This window comes from Enterobacter sp. Lyrl_3 (assembly GCF_051948675.1).
GTDB classification, from domain to species: domain Bacteria; phylum Pseudomonadota; class Gammaproteobacteria; order Enterobacterales; family Enterobacteriaceae; genus Enterobacter; species Enterobacter cloacae.
The window spans coordinates 285025-303450 of the sequence record NZ_JAYJLI010000003.1 but is presented as its reverse complement, the minus strand read 5'-3'; the positions used below and the strand labels follow the sequence as shown (position 1 = coordinate 303450).

At 56.9% G+C, this 18426-nt stretch carries 13 protein-coding genes; 7 read left to right on the top strand and 6 right to left on the bottom strand.

Annotated elements, in window-relative coordinates:
- Positions 1-112 precede the first annotated feature (112 nt).
- From VF709_RS09170 to VF709_RS09155, 4 genes are all read left to right on the top strand, one after another.
- Complete coding sequence (locus VF709_RS09170; protein ID WP_038418977.1) at positions 113-1012, top strand: glycyl-radical enzyme activating protein; 900 nt, start codon at positions 113-115, stop codon at positions 1010-1012.
- Positions 1013-1016: 4 nt separating this feature from the next.
- Positions 1017-3449 (top strand): formate C-acetyltransferase/glycerol dehydratase family glycyl radical enzyme, encoded by a 2433-nt coding sequence (locus VF709_RS09165; protein ID WP_045901360.1) that lies wholly within the window; start codon positions 1017-1019, stop codon positions 3447-3449.
- A gap of 165 nt (positions 3450-3614) precedes the next feature.
- A complete protein-coding gene (locus VF709_RS09160) occupies positions 3615-4430 on the top strand; it encodes a Cof-type HAD-IIB family hydrolase (RefSeq protein ID WP_029882866.1) in 816 nt (271 codons plus the stop codon).
- Positions 4431-4581: 151 nt separating this feature from the next.
- The gene (locus tag VF709_RS09155; RefSeq protein ID WP_129327607.1) at positions 4582-5838 is read left to right on the top strand and encodes a DUF1479 domain-containing protein; all 1257 of its coding nucleotides are present in this window, start codon (positions 4582-4584) and stop codon (positions 5836-5838) included.
- Here the strand turns inward: VF709_RS09155 and VF709_RS09150 are convergent.
- Complete coding sequence (locus VF709_RS09150) at positions 5835-6908, bottom strand: LacI family DNA-binding transcriptional regulator (protein ID WP_038984957.1); 1074 nt, start codon at positions 6906-6908, stop codon at positions 5835-5837. The genes VF709_RS09155 and VF709_RS09150 overlap by 4 nt on opposite strands.
- A gap of 286 nt (positions 6909-7194) precedes the next feature.
- On the opposite strand from VF709_RS09150, the gene VF709_RS09145 reads away from it, so the two are divergent.
- Both VF709_RS09145 and VF709_RS09140 read left to right on the top strand, forming a co-directional pair.
- Positions 7195-8496: an MFS transporter gene (locus tag VF709_RS09145; RefSeq protein WP_023621974.1), complete on the top strand. Its 1302-nt coding sequence runs from the start codon at positions 7195-7197 to the stop codon at positions 8494-8496.
- Positions 8497-8513: 17 nt separating this feature from the next.
- Positions 8514-10877 (top strand): glycoside hydrolase family 31 protein, encoded by a 2364-nt coding sequence (locus tag VF709_RS09140; RefSeq protein WP_058679302.1) that lies wholly within the window; start codon positions 8514-8516, stop codon positions 10875-10877.
- 92 nt (positions 10878-10969) lie between these two features.
- Here the strand turns inward: VF709_RS09140 and VF709_RS09135 are convergent, their stop codons facing one another.
- Entirely contained in the window at positions 10970-12565 is a 1596-nt protein-coding gene (locus tag VF709_RS09135) for an ABC-F family ATPase (protein ID WP_013097447.1), read from the bottom strand.
- Between the two features lie 221 nt (positions 12566-12786).
- Here VF709_RS09135 and ldtB point away from each other — a divergent pair, with 221 nt between their 5' ends.
- Positions 12787-13707 (top strand): L,D-transpeptidase, encoded by a 921-nt coding sequence (gene ldtB, locus VF709_RS09130; RefSeq protein WP_020689864.1) that lies wholly within the window; start codon positions 12787-12789, stop codon positions 13705-13707.
- Between the two features lie 43 nt (positions 13708-13750).
- Here ldtB and VF709_RS09125 read toward each other — a convergent pair whose 3' ends face one another.
- From VF709_RS09125 to VF709_RS09110, 4 genes are all read right to left on the bottom strand, one after another.
- Positions 13751-14467, bottom strand: a complete 717-nt coding sequence (locus VF709_RS09125; RefSeq protein ID WP_013097449.1) for a GntR family transcriptional regulator — start codon at positions 14465-14467, stop codon at positions 13751-13753.
- A gap of 15 nt (positions 14468-14482) precedes the next feature.
- Entirely contained in the window at positions 14483-15805 is a 1323-nt protein-coding gene (locus tag VF709_RS09120; protein WP_095455632.1) for a PTS sugar transporter subunit IIC, read from the bottom strand.
- 51 nt (positions 15806-15856) lie between these two features.
- A complete protein-coding gene (locus tag VF709_RS09115) occupies positions 15857-17233 on the bottom strand; it encodes a glycoside hydrolase family 1 protein (RefSeq protein ID WP_440231313.1) in 1377 nt (458 codons plus the stop codon).
- 148 nt (positions 17234-17381) lie between these two features.
- A complete protein-coding gene (locus tag VF709_RS09110; protein WP_040020693.1) occupies positions 17382-18422 on the bottom strand; it encodes an aldo/keto reductase in 1041 nt (346 codons plus the stop codon).
- Positions 18423-18426 lie beyond the last annotated feature (4 nt).

The window sequence follows — 18426 nt, the reverse complement described above, 5'->3', positions numbered from 1 at the left end:
TTAGCCTGCACTTACCCTATCACGACAAAACCTGCTCAGGAGTTGACCTGCATCAAGATAACTTTCATTCGAAAGTAATTTAATCTTCATATGCAATATGAGAGGCAAAATCATGATCTTCAATATTCAGCGTTACTCTACCCACGATGGCCCCGGGATCCGTACCGTGGTGTTCCTGAAAGGCTGCTCGCTGGGCTGTCGCTGGTGCCAGAACCCGGAAAGCCGGGCCCGCACGCGGGACGTGCTGTTTGATGCACGTCTGTGCCTGGACGGCTGCGATCTGTGCCAGCAGGCGGCACCGGGCTGTATCGAACGTGCGCTGAACGGTCTGGTCATCCACCGAGAGAAACTAGACGAACAGACGCTTAACGCCCTTACCGACTGCTGCCCGACACAGGCGCTCACCGTGTGTGGTGAAGAACGTCAGGCGGAGGAGATCATGGCGACCGTCCTGCGCGATAAGCCGTTTTATGACCGCAGCGGCGGCGGAATCACCCTCTCAGGCGGCGAGCCGTTTATGAACCCCGATCTGGCACTGGCGCTGTTTAAAGCCAGCCATGATCAGGGTATTCATACCGCCGTCGAAACCTGCCTTCACGTGCCGTGGCACTACATCGCGCCTTCACTACCGTATGTCGATCTGTTCCTCGCCGACCTGAAGCATGTGGATGCAGAGGTGTTCAAACAGTGGACGGACGGCTCGGCAAAACGCATCCTGGACAACCTGAAACGCCTGGCGGCGGCCGGGAAAAAAATCATCATTCGCGTGCCGCTGATCCCGGGCTTTAACGCCGATGAAGCCTCTGTTACCGCCATTACCAATTTCGCCGCCGACGAATTGAACGTTCGCGACATTCACTTTCTGCCGTATCACACGCTGGGCATGAACAAATACACCCTGCTCGGCCAACCTTACTCTGCCCCTGACAAACCGCTGGATAACCCTGCGCTACTGGACTTTGCACAGCAGTATGCCTGCCAGAAAGGGTTAACCGCGACCTTACGAGGATAAAACGATGACTACCCTGAATCTCAACACCCTCAGCGAGCGCATTAAAGCGCACAAAATGGCCCTGGTGCATATCGTGAAGCCGCCGGTCTGTACCGAGCGCGCGCAGCACTACACTGAAATGTACCAGCAGCATATGGATAAACCGATCCCGGTGCGTCGCGCGCTGGCGCTGGCACATCATCTCGCGCAGCGCACCATCTGGATCAAACACGATGAGCTGATCGTTGGTAACCAGGCAAGCGAAGTGCGCGCCGCGCCGATCTTCCCGGAATATACCGTCTCCTGGATTGAGAAAGAGATTGACGATCTGGCGGACCGTCCCGGCGCAGGCTTTGCGGTCAGCGAAGAGAATAAGCGCGTTCTGCATGAGATCTGCCCGTGGTGGCGCGGCCAGACGGTACAGGATCGCTGTTACGGCATGTTCACCGACGAGCAGAAAAGCCTGCTGGAAACCGGCATTATCAAAGCCGAAGGCAACATGACCTCCGGCGATGCCCACCTGGCGGTAAACTTCCCGCTGGTGCTGGAAAAAGGGCTCGACGGCCTGCGCGCTAAAGTGGCCGAGCGCCGCTCGCGCATCAACCTGACGGTGCTGGACGACCTGCACGGCGATCAGTTCCTGAAAGCGATTGATATCGTGCTGGAGGCGGTAAGTCTGCATATCGAACGTTTTGCAGCCCTGGCGCGTGAAATGGCGGCTACCGAATCCCGCGTCAGCCGCCGCGACGAGCTGCTGGCGATAGCGGAAAACTGTGACGCGATTGCCCATGAACCGCCAAAAACCTTCTGGCAGGCGCTGCAGCTGTGCTACTTCATTCAGCTTATCCTGCAGATTGAGTCCAACGGCCACTCCGTGTCGTTCGCCCGCATGGATCAATATCTCTACCCGTACTACCGTCGCGACGTAGAGCTGAACCAGAGCCTCGACCGCGAGCACGCCATCGAGCTGCTCCACAGCTGCTGGCTGAAGTTGCTGGAAGTGAACAAGATCCGCTCCGGCTCGCACTCCAAAGCCTCCGCAGGCAGCCCGCTGTACCAGAACGTCACCATCGGCGGTCAGAAGCTGGTCAACGGTGAGCCAATGGACGCCGTCAACCCGCTCTCTTACGCGATTCTGGAGTCCTGCGGTCGTCTGCGCTCCACCCAGCCAAACCTGAGCGTGCGTTATCACGCAGGGATGAGCAACGACTTCCTCGACGCCTGCGTGCAGGTGATCCGCTGCGGCTTCGGCATGCCAGCGTTCAACAACGATGAAATCGTGATCCCGGAATTCATCAAGCTCGGCGTAGAAAAAGAAGATGCGTACGACTATGCCGCCATCGGCTGCATCGAAACCGCCGTTGGCGGCAAATGGGGCTACCGCTGCACCGGCATGAGCTTTATCAACTTCGCCCGCGTGATGCTCGCCGCGCTGGAAGGCGGCCGCGATGCCACCAGCGGGAAAGTGTTCCTGCCGCAGGAGAAAGCACTCTCTGCCGGTAACTTCGGCAATTTCGACGAGGTGATGACGGCCTGGGATACCCAGATCCGCTATTACACCCGTAAATCCATCGAGATTGAGTATGTCGTAGACACCATGCTGGAAGAGAATGTCCACGATATCCTCTGCTCGGCGCTGGTGGATGACTGCATCGAGCGGGCGAAAAGCATCAAGCAGGGCGGCGCGAAGTATGACTGGGTCTCCGGTCTGCAGGTAGGTATTGCCAACCTCGGTAACAGCCTGGCGGCGGTGAAGAAACTGGTGTTCGAGCAGGGCGTCATCGGTCAGCAGCAGCTGGCGGCGGCGCTGGCGGATGACTTCGACGGGCTGACGCACGAGCAGCTGCGTCAGCGTCTGATCAACGGTGCGCCGAAGTACGGCAACGATGACGACAGTGTGGACATGCTGCTGACCCGTGCTTATCAGACCTACATTGACGAGCTGAAGCAGTATCATAACCCGCGTTACGGCCGTGGCCCCATTGGCGGTAACTACTACGCGGGCACATCCTCCATCTCCGCAAACGTGCCGTTTGGTGCAGCGACAATGGCGACTCCGGACGGACGCAAAGCGCACACCCCGCTGGCGGAAGGCGCCAGTCCGGCCTCCGGTACCGACCACCTCGGTCCAACGGCGGTAATCGGCTCCGTGGGTAAACTGCCAACCGAAGCGATTCTTGGCGGCGTGCTGTTAAACCAGAAGCTGAACCCGTCAACGCTGGAAAACGACAGCGACCGTCAAAAGCTGATGGTGCTGCTGCGTACCTTCTTCGAGGTGCATAAAGGCTGGCATATTCAGTACAACATCGTTTCACGCGAAACACTGCTGGACGCGAAGAAACACCCGGACCAGTACCGTGACCTGGTGGTACGCGTCGCAGGCTACTCGGCGTTCTTCACCGCCCTGTCGCCGGATGCACAGGACGATATCATTGCGCGTACGGAGCATACGCTGTAAAAAAACGCCCGGTGGCGCTGCGCTTACCGGGCCTACAATTCTCCCCGTAGGCCGGGTAAGGCGAAGCCGCCACCCGGCTTTTCTACTTTCATTCGAAATTAAATTTGTGCTCTCCGTCACCTTGTTATTAGAATGTTTCAAAACGCAGTGACCCAGGAGCACAGTATGACCGTTAAAGTTATCGTCACCGATATGGACGGAACTTTCCTTGATGATGCCAAGCAGTACGATCGTGACCGCTTTCAGGCACAGTTTGAGCAGCTTAAAGCCCGTAATATTGAATTTGTTGTCGCCAGCGGTAACCAGTATTACCAGCTCATCTCCTTCTTCCCGGAACTGAAAGATCAGATCTCCTTCGTGGCGGAAAACGGTGCGCTGGTCTTCGATCACGGTGAACAAATTTTCCACGGCGAGCTGACGCGTCATGAGTCGCAAATCGTTATTGGCGAACTGCTGAAAGACAAAGGGCTGAACTTTGTGGCCTGCGGTCTCGACAGCGCTTACGTCAGCGACCAGGCCCCGGAGGCGTTCGTGGCGCTGATGTCAAAGCACTATCACCGCTTAAAGCGTATCAGCGACTACCGCGACATTAACGACGTGTTGTTTAAGTTCTCCCTGAACCTGCCGGACAGCGATATCCCGAATCTGGTCGATAAACTGCATGTCTCCCTGGACGGCATTATGAAGCCTGTCACCAGCGGCTTTGGTTTTGTCGATTTGATTATCCCCGGCCTGCACAAAGCCAATGGCATCAGCCGTCTGCTGAAACGCTGGAAAGTCTCCCCGCAGGAGTGCGTGGGTATTGGCGACAGCGGCAATGACGCAGAGATGCTGAAGCTGGTGAAATACTCCTTTGCAATGGGCAACGCAGCCGAAAGCATCAGAGACGTAAGCCGCTACAGCACCGACGACAACAACCACCAGGGCGCGCTGAACGTTATTCAGGCGGTGCTGGATCACCACTCCCCGTTCGACGCCTGATTCCCTTCCTGCCGGAGCCGCGCTCCGGCCCCCATCACTCTTTTTCCATCCTGTGCTACCCGTCAACTTTTTAAACTTGCATTAACCAATTTTTAACTTAAAGTATCACTTGTAGACACTTTTACTTTCGAATGAAAGATGCGAGGCAGTTATGACGTTTACCAGTGAAACTTTGCCGGCGGATCACAAAGCCGCAATCCGTGAGATGAAGCGCGAGCTACGGGCGCAAATCGGCGATGTGCAGGCGGTGTTCGATAAGCTCAGCGATACCATCGCGACCCGCGTGGCGGAAATTAACGCCCTGAAAAACAAAGGCGAGCCCGTCTGGCCGGTGATCCCGTTTGCGGATGTGAAAGATGGCACCATCACATCCGCGCAGCGCGAGGCGATCAAACGCCGGGGTTGCGCGGTAATAAAAGGTCATTTCCCGCGCGAGCAGGCGCTGGCATGGGATCAGTCGATGCTCGATTACCTCGATCTCAACCAGTTTGATGAAGTCTATAAAGGACCCGGCGATAACTTCTTTGGTACCTTAACGGCGTCTCGCCCGGAGATTTACCCTATCTACTGGTCACAGGCGCAAATGCAGGCGCGCCAGAGTGAAGAGATGGCGCAGGTGCAGTCGTTTCTGAACCGTCTGTGGACATTCGAGAGCAACGGCAAACAGTGGTTCGACCCGGACGTCAGCGTGATTTACCCGGATCGCATCCGCCGTCGTCCACCGGGCACCACCTCGAAAGGGCTGGGCGCGCATACCGATTCCGGTGCGCTGGAGCGCTGGCTGCTGCCCGCCTATCAGCAGGTTTTCGCCCGCGTCTTTGATGGCAACGTAGAGAAATACGATCCGTGGAATGCTGCGCACCGTACTGAAGTGGAAGAGTACACCGTGGATAACACCACCAAATGTTCGGTATTCCGCACCTTCCAGGGCTGGACGGCGCTGTCGGACATGATCCCGGGCCAGGGGCTGCTGCACGTGGTGCCAATCCCGGAAGCGATGGCTTATATTCTCCTGCGTCCGCTGCTGGATGACGTGCCGGAGGACGAACTGTGCGGCGTCGCGCCGGGGCGCGTTCTGCCGGTGTCAGAGAAATGGCACCCGCTGCTTATCGAAGCGCTCACCAGCATTCCGGCACTGGAGGCGGGCGATTCGGTGTGGTGGCACTGCGATGTGATCCACTCCGTCGCGCCGGTTGAGGATCAACAGGGCTGGGGCAACGTGATGTACATTCCTGCCGCGCCGATGTGCGAGAAGAACCTCGCCTACGCGAAGAAGGTGAAAGCGGCGCTGGAAACCGGGGCATCGCCGGGTGATTTCCCGCGCGAGGATTATGAAGAAACCTGGCAGGATCGCTTTACCGTGGCCGATCTCAATATCCACGGCAAGCGTGCGCTGGGCATGGCTTAACTGTCGTACAGCCCTTCCCGCTCAACGGCGGTGCGTCGTTTCCCCTGACGTATCCGCCGGACCGATTCCCGTACGGTCAGGGTGCCGTTAAGCAATAGCGTGCCTGACGGCGCCTCCGGGCGCATCAGCCGCTGCTGGAGCATATGTACCGCTTCGGTGCCCAGCTCATCACGTGGAACATGTACCGCGGTTAACGGTACATCCTGAATGGCCGCCAGATTGAAGCCGTCAATGCTCATCACCGAAATATCCTGCGGCACGCGTAACCCCTGTTTTTGCAGGGCGCTGATGGTGCCCGCCGCCATAAAGTCACCACCCACCAGAAACGCAGTCGGCAAGTCTTTCCCCTGCATGCGGCTCAGCCAGTCGGTGACCAGCTGCTCTGTTTCGCGAGCGCTGAAGCTCGGCGCCACCAGCAAATCGCGTTTATCGTTGAACTTCAGGTTGTGTGACTGCCATGCATCGCGGATCCCCGCAAGGCGCAGCTCCATGGTGTAACGCCGCAGGCACAACACATTCATCACCTCACGGTGTCCCATTTCAAACAGATAGTCCGCCGCCCGCTCGCCAATGGCCCGATGGTCCGGCGCGACGGCAGGCAGGCGCATATGCCGGTCGCGGCAGTTAATCAGCATGCAGGGTTTACCGACATCCACTGCCAGGTCGTGGATATGCGGATCGTCAATCCCGAGGAGGATGGCGGCCTGGGTGTCCGGCTCGTTCATTCGCGCCAGAAACAGCTGGGCGTCGCTGTCGTTCTCCTCCAGCGCGCAGTAACGCAGGCGAACATCGTACGAGGCCAGGCCTTTGCTTACGCTCTGGATCACACGGTAGTAAAAGATGTCAGACCGCTCGTCAAAGGCGCGCTGTGGGGCGAAGACAACGAGACTGTTGAGCAGCAAACGGCCCGCAGCCATTCCGTCCAGCACCCCCAGCTCGCGCGCGCATGCCAGCACCTTCGCACGTGCTTTTTCACTGGTATTCGCCTTCCCGGCAAGGACCCGCGAAACGGTGCTGATGGAGAGCTGAGTCCGGGCAGCGATTTCGGTGATTTTTAGCCTTTTGTCCATTTTGTGATCTGGCTCCATTTGCGAAATGACAAAATTTTCATAGCGTGGATATCAGGCAATAGCTGATGTCAAAGCCATGATGCCAAATGATGTCGCTCAGTTATGAGAAATTTTGCACAAAATCCACTATTGCCCTCTCATTTTCTCCCTTAAGGTGAACTTGTCACACAACTTCCATACTAGTTGTATAGCAACTTGAAGCGGTAAAACAGATAACAATCAACGTCATAAACCTGTGTGACACCTGAACTTCCGTCCCCTTACCGTCCGTCTTGTGGAGAGTAAAATGAGTCAGGACATTAATAACACCGTTGCGGCAAGCAAAACCCGTCGCGTCATTAAAAACCTGCGCTGGTATGTGCTGGTGCTGTTCTTACTTGGCGTCACCGTTAACTACATCACCCGAAACTCACTCGGCATCCTCGCCCCGGAACTGAAAGAGAGCCTCGGGATCACCACCGAGCAGTACTCCTGGATCGTCGGGGCATTCCAGATCGCCTACACCATTTTCCAGCCTCTGTGCGGCTGGCTGATCGACGTGATCGGCCTGAAGATTGGCTTTATGATTTGCGCCGGGATCTGGGCGCTGATGTGTATTTTCCACGCGGGTGCCGGGAGCTGGCTGCACCTTGCCATCCTGCGCTTCTTTATGGGGGCTTCTGAAGCCGCCGCCACGCCCGCAAACGCCAAAACCATTGGTGAATGGTTCCCGAAATCGGAACGTCCTGTGGCAGCCGGCTGGGCCGGTGTGGGCTTCTCCATTGGCGCGATGCTGGCTCCGCCTATCATCTACTTCGCGCACGCCTCGTTTGGCTGGCAGGGCGCGTTTATGTTCACCGGCGTGCTGGCGCTGCTGTGGGTGATCCTGTGGTGGGCGTTCTACCACAATCCTGAGCAGCACCCGAACCTGAGCAAAGACGAGCTGGCGTTTATCAAGCAGGATAACGAACCGCCTGCGGTAAAACTGCCCTTCCTGACCGCGCTGAAAACCGTCTCAAAAAATAAACGTTTTTACGGTATCGCCATCCCGGCCTTTATGGCGGAACCGGCCTGGGCAGTGCTGAGTTTCTGGGTGCCGCTGTATCTCGCCAAAGAGCACGGCATGGATCTGAAGCAGATCGCGATGTTTGCCTGGCTGCCGTTCCTGGCCGCCGATCTCGGCAGCGTGGCAAGCGGTTACCTCACCCGTCTGTATACCCGCCTGTTTGGCTGCTCCCGCGTCAACTCCGTGGTGGCAAGCTCCGTCACCGGCGCGTTCCTGATGATCTCTCTGGCCGTCGTCGCCATTACCCGCGACCCGTACATCACCATCGTGCTGATCTCCATCGGCGGTTTCGGGCATCAGATCATCTCCTGCATGCTCAGCGCCCTGGTGGTGGAGTCGTTCGATAAAGGCCAGATGGCGACCGTTAACGGTATGCGCGGCTCGGCGGCGTGGATCGCCAGCTTCCTGTTCTCGCTATTGATTGGTGTGACCGCCGACAAAATCGGCTTCAACCCGCTCTTTATTGCCATGGGTTTCTTTGACCTGATTGGCGCTGTTTTCCTGGTGGCATTTATTGCTGAACGTCGCGCCAAGCGCGCCTGATAGTGGATGTATTGCATATGAAAACCCTGAAAAACTGGACCGTCGATAAGCAGTCGGCCAACCATCTGGAACTGCTGGTGGATAACCAGCACCGCCTGTGCCTGTATGTGCTGGAAGAGAACCTGTTCCGCGTACTGATCAAACGTAAAGGTGAACTGGCGCTGGACCGCACCTGGAGCATCGCTCCGGAAGAAGATGTGCCGTGGGAAGGCCGTCGTCGCGACGATCTGAGCGGCTTCACCTGCCCTGCCTGGACGCTAAGCCAGCAGGATGAGGGGCTGACAATTGCTACCGAACAGCTGCGTGTGACCGTTCATCAGCCGCTGTGGCTGGAGTGGCATTATCGCAATGACGCTGGTGAGTGGCAGCCGCTGGTCAATGACCGTCCGACCAGCGCCTATCTGCTGAACGCTCACGGCGACGGGGTGGCACACTACCTGAGCCGTCGCAAGGACGAGCGTTTTTACGGCCTGGGTGAGAAAGCGGGCGACCTGCAGCGCAACGGTAAGCGCTTCGAGATGCGCAACCTCGACGCCATGGGCTACAACGCGGCCAGCACCGACCCGCTGTACAAACACATCCCGTTTACCCTTACCCGCCGCGATGACGTGAGTTACGGCCTGTTCTACGACAACCTGAGCAGCTGCTGGCTGGATCTGGGCAACGAGATTGATAACTACCACACCGCTTACCGTCGCTGGCAGGCGGAAGCGGGTGATATCGATTACTACCTCTTTACCGGCAAACGGGTGCTGGATGTCACCAAAGCCTTTGTGCGCCTGACCGGGAAAACGCTGTTCGGGCCGAAATGGAGCCTGGGCTACAGCGGGTCGACCATGCACTATACCGACGCGCCGGACGCACAAAACCAACTGATGAACTTTATTCGCCTGTGCGAAGAGCATGCGATCCCGTGCGACTCGTTCCAGCTCTCATCGGGTTATACCTCGATCAACGGCAAGCGCTATGTCTTTAACTGGAACTACGACAAAGTGCCGCAACCGAAGGTGATGACCCAGGCATTCCACGACGCGGGGCTGCGGCTGGCGGCAAATATCAAGCCGTGCCTGCTGCAGGACCACCCGCGCTATAGCGAAGTGGCGGAAAACGGCCTGTTCATTCGTGATTCAGAAACCGACGCACCAGAACGCTCCAGCTTCTGGGATGACGAAGGTTCCCACCTCGACTTTACCAACCCGCAGACGGTGAAATGGTGGCAGGAAGGAGTCACCACGCAGCTGCTGGAGATGGGGATCGACTCCACCTGGAACGATAACAACGAATACGAAGTGTGGGACGGCGAAGCGCGCTGCCATGGTTTTGGCAAGGAGATCGCCATCAAACACATCCGCCCGGTGATGCCGCTGCTGATGATGCGCGCCTCGCTGGAAGCGCAGCAGCGGTTTGCCCCGGAAAAGCGCCCGTATCTGATCTCCCGTTCCGGCTGCGCCGGGATGCAACGTTACGTTCAGACCTGGAGCGGCGATAACCGCACCAACTGGGAAACCCTGCGCTATAACATCCGCATGGGGCTGGGTATGAGCCTGTCCGGGCTGTTTAACGTTGGTCATGACGTGGGCGGTTTTTCTGGCGACAAACCCGACGCCGAGCTGTTTGTCCGCTGGGTGCAGAACGGCGTGATGCACCCGCGCTTTACCATTCACTCGTGGAACGATGACCACACGGTGAACGAGCCGTGGATGTATCCGGGCGTCACCCCCGCTATTCGCGGTGCCATTGAGCTGCGCTATCGTCTGCTGCCGTATCTCTACACCCTGCTCTGGCAGGCGCATGCCGATGACGAACCGATGCTGCGCCCAACCTTCCTCGACCACGAACACGATGCGCAGACCTTTGAAGAGTGCGACGAGTTCCTGCTGGGCCGGGACCTGCTGGTGGCAAGCGTGGTGGAGGCCGGACAGCGAGAGCGCCGTCTCTGGCTGCCGGATAACGAAACCGGCTGGTACGATTTTTACACCCACGCGTGGTACGCGGGCGGGCAGTGGATCGCTCTGGATGCACCGCTGGAAAAACTGCCGCTGCTGGTGCGCGCCGGTGCCGGTCTGCCGCTCAGCGAACGCATCACTCACGTCAGCGCGGAAAAAGACGACACCCGCGAGCTGAAGCTGTTCCCGGTCAAAGGCGTGGGCACCAGCACCGGTCTGCTGTTTGAAGATGACGGTGAAAGCTGGGGCTATCAGAACGGCAATGCGCTGTGGGTAGAGTGGGAAATGGTGTGCGATGGGGCAACCATCAATTTGAAGATCACTGCGCGCGGAGATTATCGTCCGGCGTGGAAAGCACTGAAGGTGTCATTACCGGCGGGGGAAAAACGCAGGCTGCTTGTGAATGGGATTGAAGGGAGTGAGTGGGTGATGTAGTGCGGCCTGATGCCCTCACCCTAACCCTCTCCCACGGGGAGAGGGAACAGAACGTAGGCCGGGTAAGGCGAAGCCGCCACCCGGCTTTTTTTTTAGTTCTCGATACCTTTGCTGCGCAGATAATCTTCATAGTTACCGGTGAAGTCCACCACGCGCTCTGGCGTAATTTCAATCACGCGGGTTGCCAGCGAGCTGACGAACTCACGGTCGTGAGAAACGAAGATCAGGGTGCCCTGATACATCTCCAGCGCCATGTTCAGCGATTCAATAGATTCCATATCCAGGTGGTTGGTCGGTTCGTCCATCACCAGAATGTTCGGTTTTTCCATCATCAGCTTGCCGAACAGCATGCGGCCCTTCTCTCCACCGGAGAGCACTTTGGCAGGCTTCTTGATGTCGTCCTGGCTGAACAGCAGACGCCCCAGAATACTGCGCACCGCCTGCTCATCGTCGCCTTCCTGCTTCCACTGGCTCATCCAGTCGAAGACGGTCAGGTCGTTTTCAAATTCATATTCATGATCCTGCGCGTAATAACCAATTTGCGCGTTTTCGGACCATTTCACGCTCCCGTTGTCCGGCTGCAGTTCGCCGACCAGGGTTTTCAGCATGGTGGATTTACCCACGCCGTTGGCACCCAGAATGGCGATCTTCTCGCCCACTTCCAGCAGCAGGTTGAAGTTTTTAAACAGCGGGCCTTCATCAAAACCTTTGGTAAGGGCTTCCACTTCCAGCGCGTTACGGAACAGTTTCTTGTCCTGCTCGAAACGGATGAACGGGTTCTGACGGCTGGAAGCTTTAACTTCTTCCAGTTTGATTTTGTCAATCTGGCGGGCACGCGATGTTGCCTGACGGGATTTAGAGGCGTTGGCGCTAAAGCGGCTGACGAAGGATTGCAGGTCCGCAATCTGCGCTTTCTTCTTGGCGTTATCCGCCAGCAGACGTTCACGCGCCTGGGTGGCCGCCGTCATGTATTCGTCGTAGTTGCCCGGGTACACACGCAGCTCACCGTAATCCAGATCCGCCATGTGCGTACACACCATGTTCAGGAAGTGACGGTCGTGCGAGATGATGATCATGGTGCTGTCACGGTCGTTGAGCGTCTGCTCCAGCCAGCGGATGGTGTCGATGTCCAGGTTGTTCGTCGGTTCATCGAGCAGCAGAATGTCCGGGTTAGAGAACAGTGCCTGCGCCAGCAGCACACGCAGCTTCCAGCCGGGTGCCACTTCGCTCATTGGGCCGTAATGCTGTTCGACCGGAATGCCCACGCCCAGCAGCAGCTCGCCCGCACGCGCTTCTGCAGAATAACCGTCCATTTCGCCGTATTGCGTCTCCAGATCGGCCACTTTGTAGCCATCTTCTTCGCTCATTTCGGCCAGCGCGTAGATACGGTCGCGCTCCTGCTTCACTTCCCACAGCTCCGCGTGCCCCATGATCACGGTGTCGAGCACGGTGAACTCTTCAAAGGCGAACTGATCCTGACGCAGTTTACCGATGCGCTCGTTGGGATCGAGCGACACGTTGCCGAGCGTCGGCTCCAGGTCACCGCCGAGGATCTTCATAAAGGTGGATTTACCGCTACCGTTGGCACCAATCAGGCCGTAACGGTTGCCGCCGCCAAATTTGACGGAAATGTTTTCGAACAGCGGCTTACTGCCAAACTGCATAGTGACGTTGCTGGTAACTAACACGGGGAGATTCCTGCGAAAAGTGTGATAAACACGGCATTATGCCACAATTCCGAATTGAGATCCTGTGTTGCGACGCTCCGCTAAACTTTAACAAAATCGAAAAAAATGTGATTTCGTACACATCTGAATTCCCTGTTAGCGGGAATGCACATATAATGCGCTCCCATCACAGATTCAGACTTATCAACTCACGCCTGAATGGCTTAGATACCTCGCACAACATGAACATGAAATTAACAACGCTTTTTGCGGCGGCGTTAGCCGTAGTAGGTTTTTGCAAAACCGCTTCTGCGGTGACTTATCCGCTGCCGACAGACGGTAGCCGTCTGGTGGGTCAAAACCAGGTGGTGACGGTGCCTGAGGGTAACACTCAGCCGCTGGAGTATTTTGCAGCACAGTACCAGCTGGGCCTGTCTAACATGCTGGAAGCGAACCCGGGCGTTGACCCATACCTGCCAAAAGCAGGTACCGTTCTCAACATCCCTCAGCAGCTGATCCTGCCGGATACCGTTCATGAAGGTATCGTGATTAACAGCGCGGAGATGCGTCTGTATTACTATCCGAAAGGCACCAACACGGTAATCGTGCTGCCAATCGGTATCGGTCAGTTGGGTAAAGATACCCCGCTGAACTGGACCACCAAAGTTGAACGTAAGAAAGCAGGCCCAACCTGGACCCCAACGGCGAAAATGCACGCGGAATACATCGCGGCAGGTGAACCGCTGCCAGCCGTGGTTCCGGCAGGCCCGGATAACCCAATGGGTCTGTACGCCCTGTACATCGGCCGCCTGTACGCCATCCACGGTACCAACGCTAACTTCGGTATCGGCCTGCGCGTAAGCCACGGCTGCGTGCGTCTGCGTAACGACGACATCAAATTCCTGTTCGAAAACGTGCCGGTAGGTACCCGCGTCCAGTTCATCAACGAACCGGTTAAAGCGACCTCTGAGCCGGATGGCAGCCGTTACATTGAAGTGCACAACCCGCTGTCCACCAGCGAAGACCAGATCAACAATAACGAAATCGTGCCGATTACGCTGACCAGCGCGGTGCAGTCCGTGACCTCTCAGCCGGACGTGGAAACGACTATCGTTGACCAGGCTGTGCAGAACCGTTCCGGTATGCCGGTGCGTTTGAACTAATCGCGATACAGCGAAAAAAGCGGGCTTCGATGCCCGCTTTTTTTTATCCGTTATTCACGATCACAATCCCGCCGTGGTCGTAACGATAATGACAGTGCGCATACTCCAGCGGCGTGCCATCTTCCAGATAAATCACCTGCTCCACCTCCAGCACCGGGTCGCTCTCCTCGCAGACCAGATGCTGCATATCCAGCGCATTCGGCTTTAGCGCCCGCACCACGCGGTACGATCCCATAATTTTCAGCCCCAGCGTCTCCTGCACATAGCGAAACACCGAGCTTTCAAGATGACTTTTGTTCAGGCCGGGCACCAGGTTGAGCGGCATTACGGTCGCGTCCAGCGACATGGGCTCACCATTAAGCAAACGCAGACGAATGAAGTCATAGACCGGCGTATCGGCATTGATCATCAGCGAGGCCTGCTCTTTTTCGTTCGGGAAGCGCAGTTCAAAATGCACCACCTGGCTAGTTACCGTGCCCAGATGCTCCCAGGTTTTGGTCGCGCCAAAGTAGTCGCTGCCGGAGAGATCCCACTGCGACAGCTGAAGGAAGTTTTTGCGGATGAACGTCCCCTGCCCCTGACGGGTATATACCAGCCCTTCAACGATCAGCTGACGCATGGCCTGCTGAATGGTCATCCGGCTGGTATTGAACTCCGCCGCCAGCGCAAACTGGTCCGGCAGCGGTTCATTGGCGGCATACTGCTGGCTGATGATGCGTTTTTTGATTTCACGCGCTATGGTGATGTACTTCGCCGCCATCGTCCTTCCTTCTGTTTAATGTTCTATCCCGCTGTTTTTCAACGCCACTCGCTCGGCAATTTTGAGGAAAGGCAGGTAGAAGAATACACCAAATACGATGATTGCCAACTGCACCACCACCGCCCGCCAGTCCCCCGCCGTTGCCAGCCAGGCGCTCAGAATTGGCGGCGTGGTCCACGGGATCATCACCACGCAGCGCGACATTAATCCCAGCGTGGTGCAGAGCCAGGCGAAGTAAATGCCAATGGCGGGCAACAGGACAAACGGAATCATTAAAGGCAGGTTAAACACAATCGGCAGGCCGAAAATCACCGGCTCGTTGATATTGAACAGACCCGGCGCCAGCGACAGACGTGCCACCTGTTTCGCCGATTGTTGCCGCGAGAAGATAAAGATGGCGATCAGCAGTGAAATGGTGCTACCGGTACCGCCCACCATGCCAAAGGTCGGCACGAAGATGTTATTGATGATGTGCGGGATCGGCTGGCCGTTGGCAAAGGCCAGCATGTTCTCATTGGTATTAATCAACAGGAACGGCTCCAGCACCACGCTGTTAACTACCGACTGATGAATACCCAGCGTGAAGAGGAAGTTACCAAAGCTGTAGATAAAAATCGTCCCCGGCAGGCTGGTATTGATGAGCCGCAGCGGCTGCTGGATAAAGGTGGTGATCAGGTGAATCAGATCCGTATGCAATACATTCGCCAGCAGCGCGGCCAGAACGGCAAACAGTGAGAGCGTCAGGATGGTCGGGATCAGGGCGGTAAACGATTTACTGACCGCCGGCGGCACGTTTTCCCCCAGTGATATTTGCAGCGCCTTAAGCCGCGAGATGGCGATAAACAGCTCCGTGGAGAGCAAGCCAATCAGCACCCCGGCGAAAATCCCGGTCGAGCCAATGTTGGCGAAGGTCAGCACCTGGGTGACATTCACCGTGGTGTCGCTGCCGACGGGCGTGAGCTGCAGACGCATCGGCATCATGATAATAAAGCTGCTGACAGCGATAACCACTGCCGAGACCGGATTGTCGAAATCCTTGTTGCGCGCCAGCGACCAGGCAATCATCGGCGCCAGCAGCAGCGCGGCGATATTCAGCGTGCCATTGATGATCGCCTCGCCCCATACCTTGAAGTGCGTGAGCGTGTCGCCGTCAAAAATCCATGGGAACACCACATTGTTCACCAGCACCGCCAGTCCGGCGAGGATGAAAATCGGCATCACCGTGGCGAAGGCATCGCGCAGGGAGCGAAGATGCACCTGGTTTGCCAGGCGCGCTGAGAACTCAACAAATTTATCGACAAAGGACTGCATATGCGGTGTAATTTTTGTTTCAGACATAGCGGATAGTTCCCATCAATCAGTCACAAAAACGGCCCGGCAGCGTACGGCTTACATCTCGCGTCCGTTGGTATGGATAACCTGTTTTAACCACGCGTAGCTCTTCTTCGGCACGCGTTTCAGGTCTTTAAGGTCGTGGTTTTCACGGTTGACGTAGACCACGCCGTAGCGCTTACGCATGTCGCCCTGGGAGCTCAGAATGTCGATCAGACCCCAGCCGAGATACCCCATCACCTCAGCGCCATCCTCGAACATGGCGGCTTTCATGGCCTCGATATGCGCCCGGTGATAGTCGATGCGGTAGGTATCCTCAATCGGGTTCACGCCATCCCAGGATTCAATCACGCCAATGCCGTTTTCAATCGGGAACACCGGCATGCGCCAGTCGTTGGCGTAGTGGGTGATGATGGTGCGAAAACCGAGCGGATCGATCTGCCAGTTCCATTCGGTGGCTTTCAGGTACGGGTTATTTTTATCGCCGTACAGCAGGTAATTGTTCACCGGGGTTCCCTGCGGAATGGCATCGCTGTCCAGCGTTTTACTGGCGTAGTAGCTGAAGGCCATAAAGTCGTTTTGGGTTCTTGCGAACAGCGCCAGATCCTCGGCACGGTAGATATCGCCAAACCCTTCCTGCTCCACCACCGCCATCACCGCCGGGCTATAGCCCTGACCAGCAAAGACGCGCAGCAGGTTCTGGTTGAGGAATTCGTCGTACTGCTGGGCGCAGAAGATATCGCGCGGTTTGCAGGTGGCCGGGTAAACCAGTTGGTGTGCCAGCATACCGCCCATCAGCTGACCCGGTTTTGTCTGGTGCAGGTATTCGGTCAGCGTCATGTGCGCCACCATGGTATGATGCTGCAACTCGTACAGCTCGCGCAGGGTTTTCTCACCTTTCATGTAGCCGGAAATACGAAACGCTTCCGGCATATGGAAGATGTTCTGTTCGTTGAAGGTCAGCCAATACTTCACACGGTCGCCGAAGCAGTCGATCATCTTTTTGCCATAGCGGATAAAGGCATCCATGACGCGACGATCGTTAAAGCCGTTGTACTCCTGCGCCAGCGCCAGCGGCATATCGAAGTGATAGAGGCAGATCATCGGCTCGATACCGCGGGCGATGAGATCGTTAATAAAGCGGTCGTAAAAGGCGATGCCCTCATCGTTGAACTCGCCGTCGCCCTGCGGACAGACCCGGCTCCAGGAGATTTGAAAGCGGTAGCAGTTCATGCCCAGATCCTGCATCAGGTCGAAATCTTCCCGGTAGCGGTGGTAGGAATCGGTCGCCACTTTCCAGTCGGAGATGTTTTCCCCCGCTTCGCGAATGTCGTACACCGACATCCCCTTCCCGCCCTCATTCCATGCCCCTTCCGTCTGCATGCTGGATGCCGAGTTGCCCCATAAAAAGTTGGCTGGCAGTGATTGATTCATGGTCTCTCCCTATATGACTAGTCATTTAAATTTCATGACTAGTCATATAGGCGAAGATGTAAAAGCGATCAAAGAGGAGGATCGAATTTTGTGAGCAGAGCGGGGAAAAAAAGCCCCGGCAAGCGACGCGCCGCCGGGGAAAGGAGGGTTATTGCTGTGCGAGCTGATTACGACGATATTCCCCCTGCCGCTCCAGCATCCAGCCCGGATATTCGCGCGGCAGTGCGCTGACGGCATCAAGCTGTTTCAGCTCGTCTTCGCTTAAACGGATCCCGGTTGCGGCGATGTTGTCATCCAGTTGATCGACGCGTTTGGCACCAATAATGACGCTGGTCACCACCTTCTGATGCAGCAGCCACGCCAGGGCGATTTGCGCGACGGAGACGCCTTTGCTTTCGGCAATAGTGCGCATCACATCCACACAATCGAAGGCGCGCTCTTTTTCCACCGGCGGGAAGTCAAACTCCAGACGACGGCCACCGGCTTCACTTTGCCCGTCGCGGCCATATTTCCCGCTCAAGAGGCCACCCGCCAGCGGGCTCCAGACCATCAGCCCGACGCCTTCGCTCTGCATCATTGGCACCAGTTCGCGCTCCAGATCACGTCCGGCGATGGTGTAATAGGCCTGCAGCGACGCGAAACGGGCCAGACCCAGCCGCTCGGAAATGCCCAGCGCTTTGGCAATCTGCCATGCGGCCCAGTTAGAGACACCGATGTAGCGCACGTGGCCGTGCTGCACCAGGTTATCCAGAGCATAAAGCATCTCTTCCATCGGCGTTGCGGGGTCGAAACCGTGAAGCTGGTAGAGATCGATATGGTCGAGCTGCATACGGCGCAGGCTCTCTTTCACGCTGCTGATAATGTGATAGCGTGAGCTGCCGCGTGAGTTCACCCCCGCCGTGCCCGTTTCGCCAAACACTTTGGTGGCCACCACCACGTTTTCGCGCGGAATTTTCAGGTTCTTGAGTGCCTGGCCGGTGATCTCCTCCGAGCGGCCTTCGGAATAGACGTTCGCGGTGTCGATGAAGTTGATCCCGGCATCCAGCGCACGGCCCACCAGCTGCTCGGCTTCACTTTGCTGCAGCTGGCCAATCTTGCCCCACATGCCACCTTCACCGCCGAAGGTCATGGTGCCAAGGCACAGTTCAGAAACAAACAGACCGGTATTGCCCAGTTTTTGATAACGCATAAGA

What these genes read in the sequence shown, in the direction of transcription:
- VF709_RS09170 (WP_038418977.1), top strand. Translation starts at nt 113, where the DNA reads ATGATCTTCAATATTCAGCGTTACTCTACCCACGATGGCCCCGGGATC.
- VF709_RS09165 (WP_045901360.1), top strand. Translation starts at nt 1,017, where the DNA reads ATGACTACCCTGAATCTCAACACCCTCAGCGAGCGCATTAAAGCGCAC.
- VF709_RS09160 (WP_029882866.1), top strand. Translation starts at nt 3,615, where the DNA reads ATGACCGTTAAAGTTATCGTCACCGATATGGACGGAACTTTCCTTGAT.
- VF709_RS09155 (WP_129327607.1), top strand. Translation starts at nt 4,582, where the DNA reads ATGACGTTTACCAGTGAAACTTTGCCGGCGGATCACAAAGCCGCAATC.
- VF709_RS09150 (WP_038984957.1), bottom strand. Translation starts at nt 6,908, where the DNA reads ATGGACAAAAGGCTAAAAATCACCGAAATCGCTGCCCGGACTCAGCTC.
- VF709_RS09145 (WP_023621974.1), top strand. Translation starts at nt 7,195, where the DNA reads ATGAGTCAGGACATTAATAACACCGTTGCGGCAAGCAAAACCCGTCGC.
- VF709_RS09140 (WP_058679302.1), top strand. Translation starts at nt 8,514, where the DNA reads ATGAAAACCCTGAAAAACTGGACCGTCGATAAGCAGTCGGCCAACCAT.
- ldtB (WP_020689864.1), top strand. Translation starts at nt 12,787, where the DNA reads ATGAACATGAAATTAACAACGCTTTTTGCGGCGGCGTTAGCCGTAGTA.
- VF709_RS09125 (WP_013097449.1), bottom strand. Translation starts at nt 14,467, where the DNA reads ATGGCGGCGAAGTACATCACCATAGCGCGTGAAATCAAAAAACGCATC.
- VF709_RS09120 (WP_095455632.1), bottom strand. Translation starts at nt 15,805, where the DNA reads ATGTCTGAAACAAAAATTACACCGCATATGCAGTCCTTTGTCGATAAA.
- VF709_RS09115 (WP_440231313.1), bottom strand. Translation starts at nt 17,233, where the DNA reads ATGAATCAATCACTGCCAGCCAACTTTTTATGGGGCAACTCGGCATCC.
- VF709_RS09110 (WP_040020693.1), bottom strand. Translation starts at nt 18,422, where the DNA reads ATGCGTTATCAAAAACTGGGCAATACCGGTCTGTTTGTTTCTGAACTG.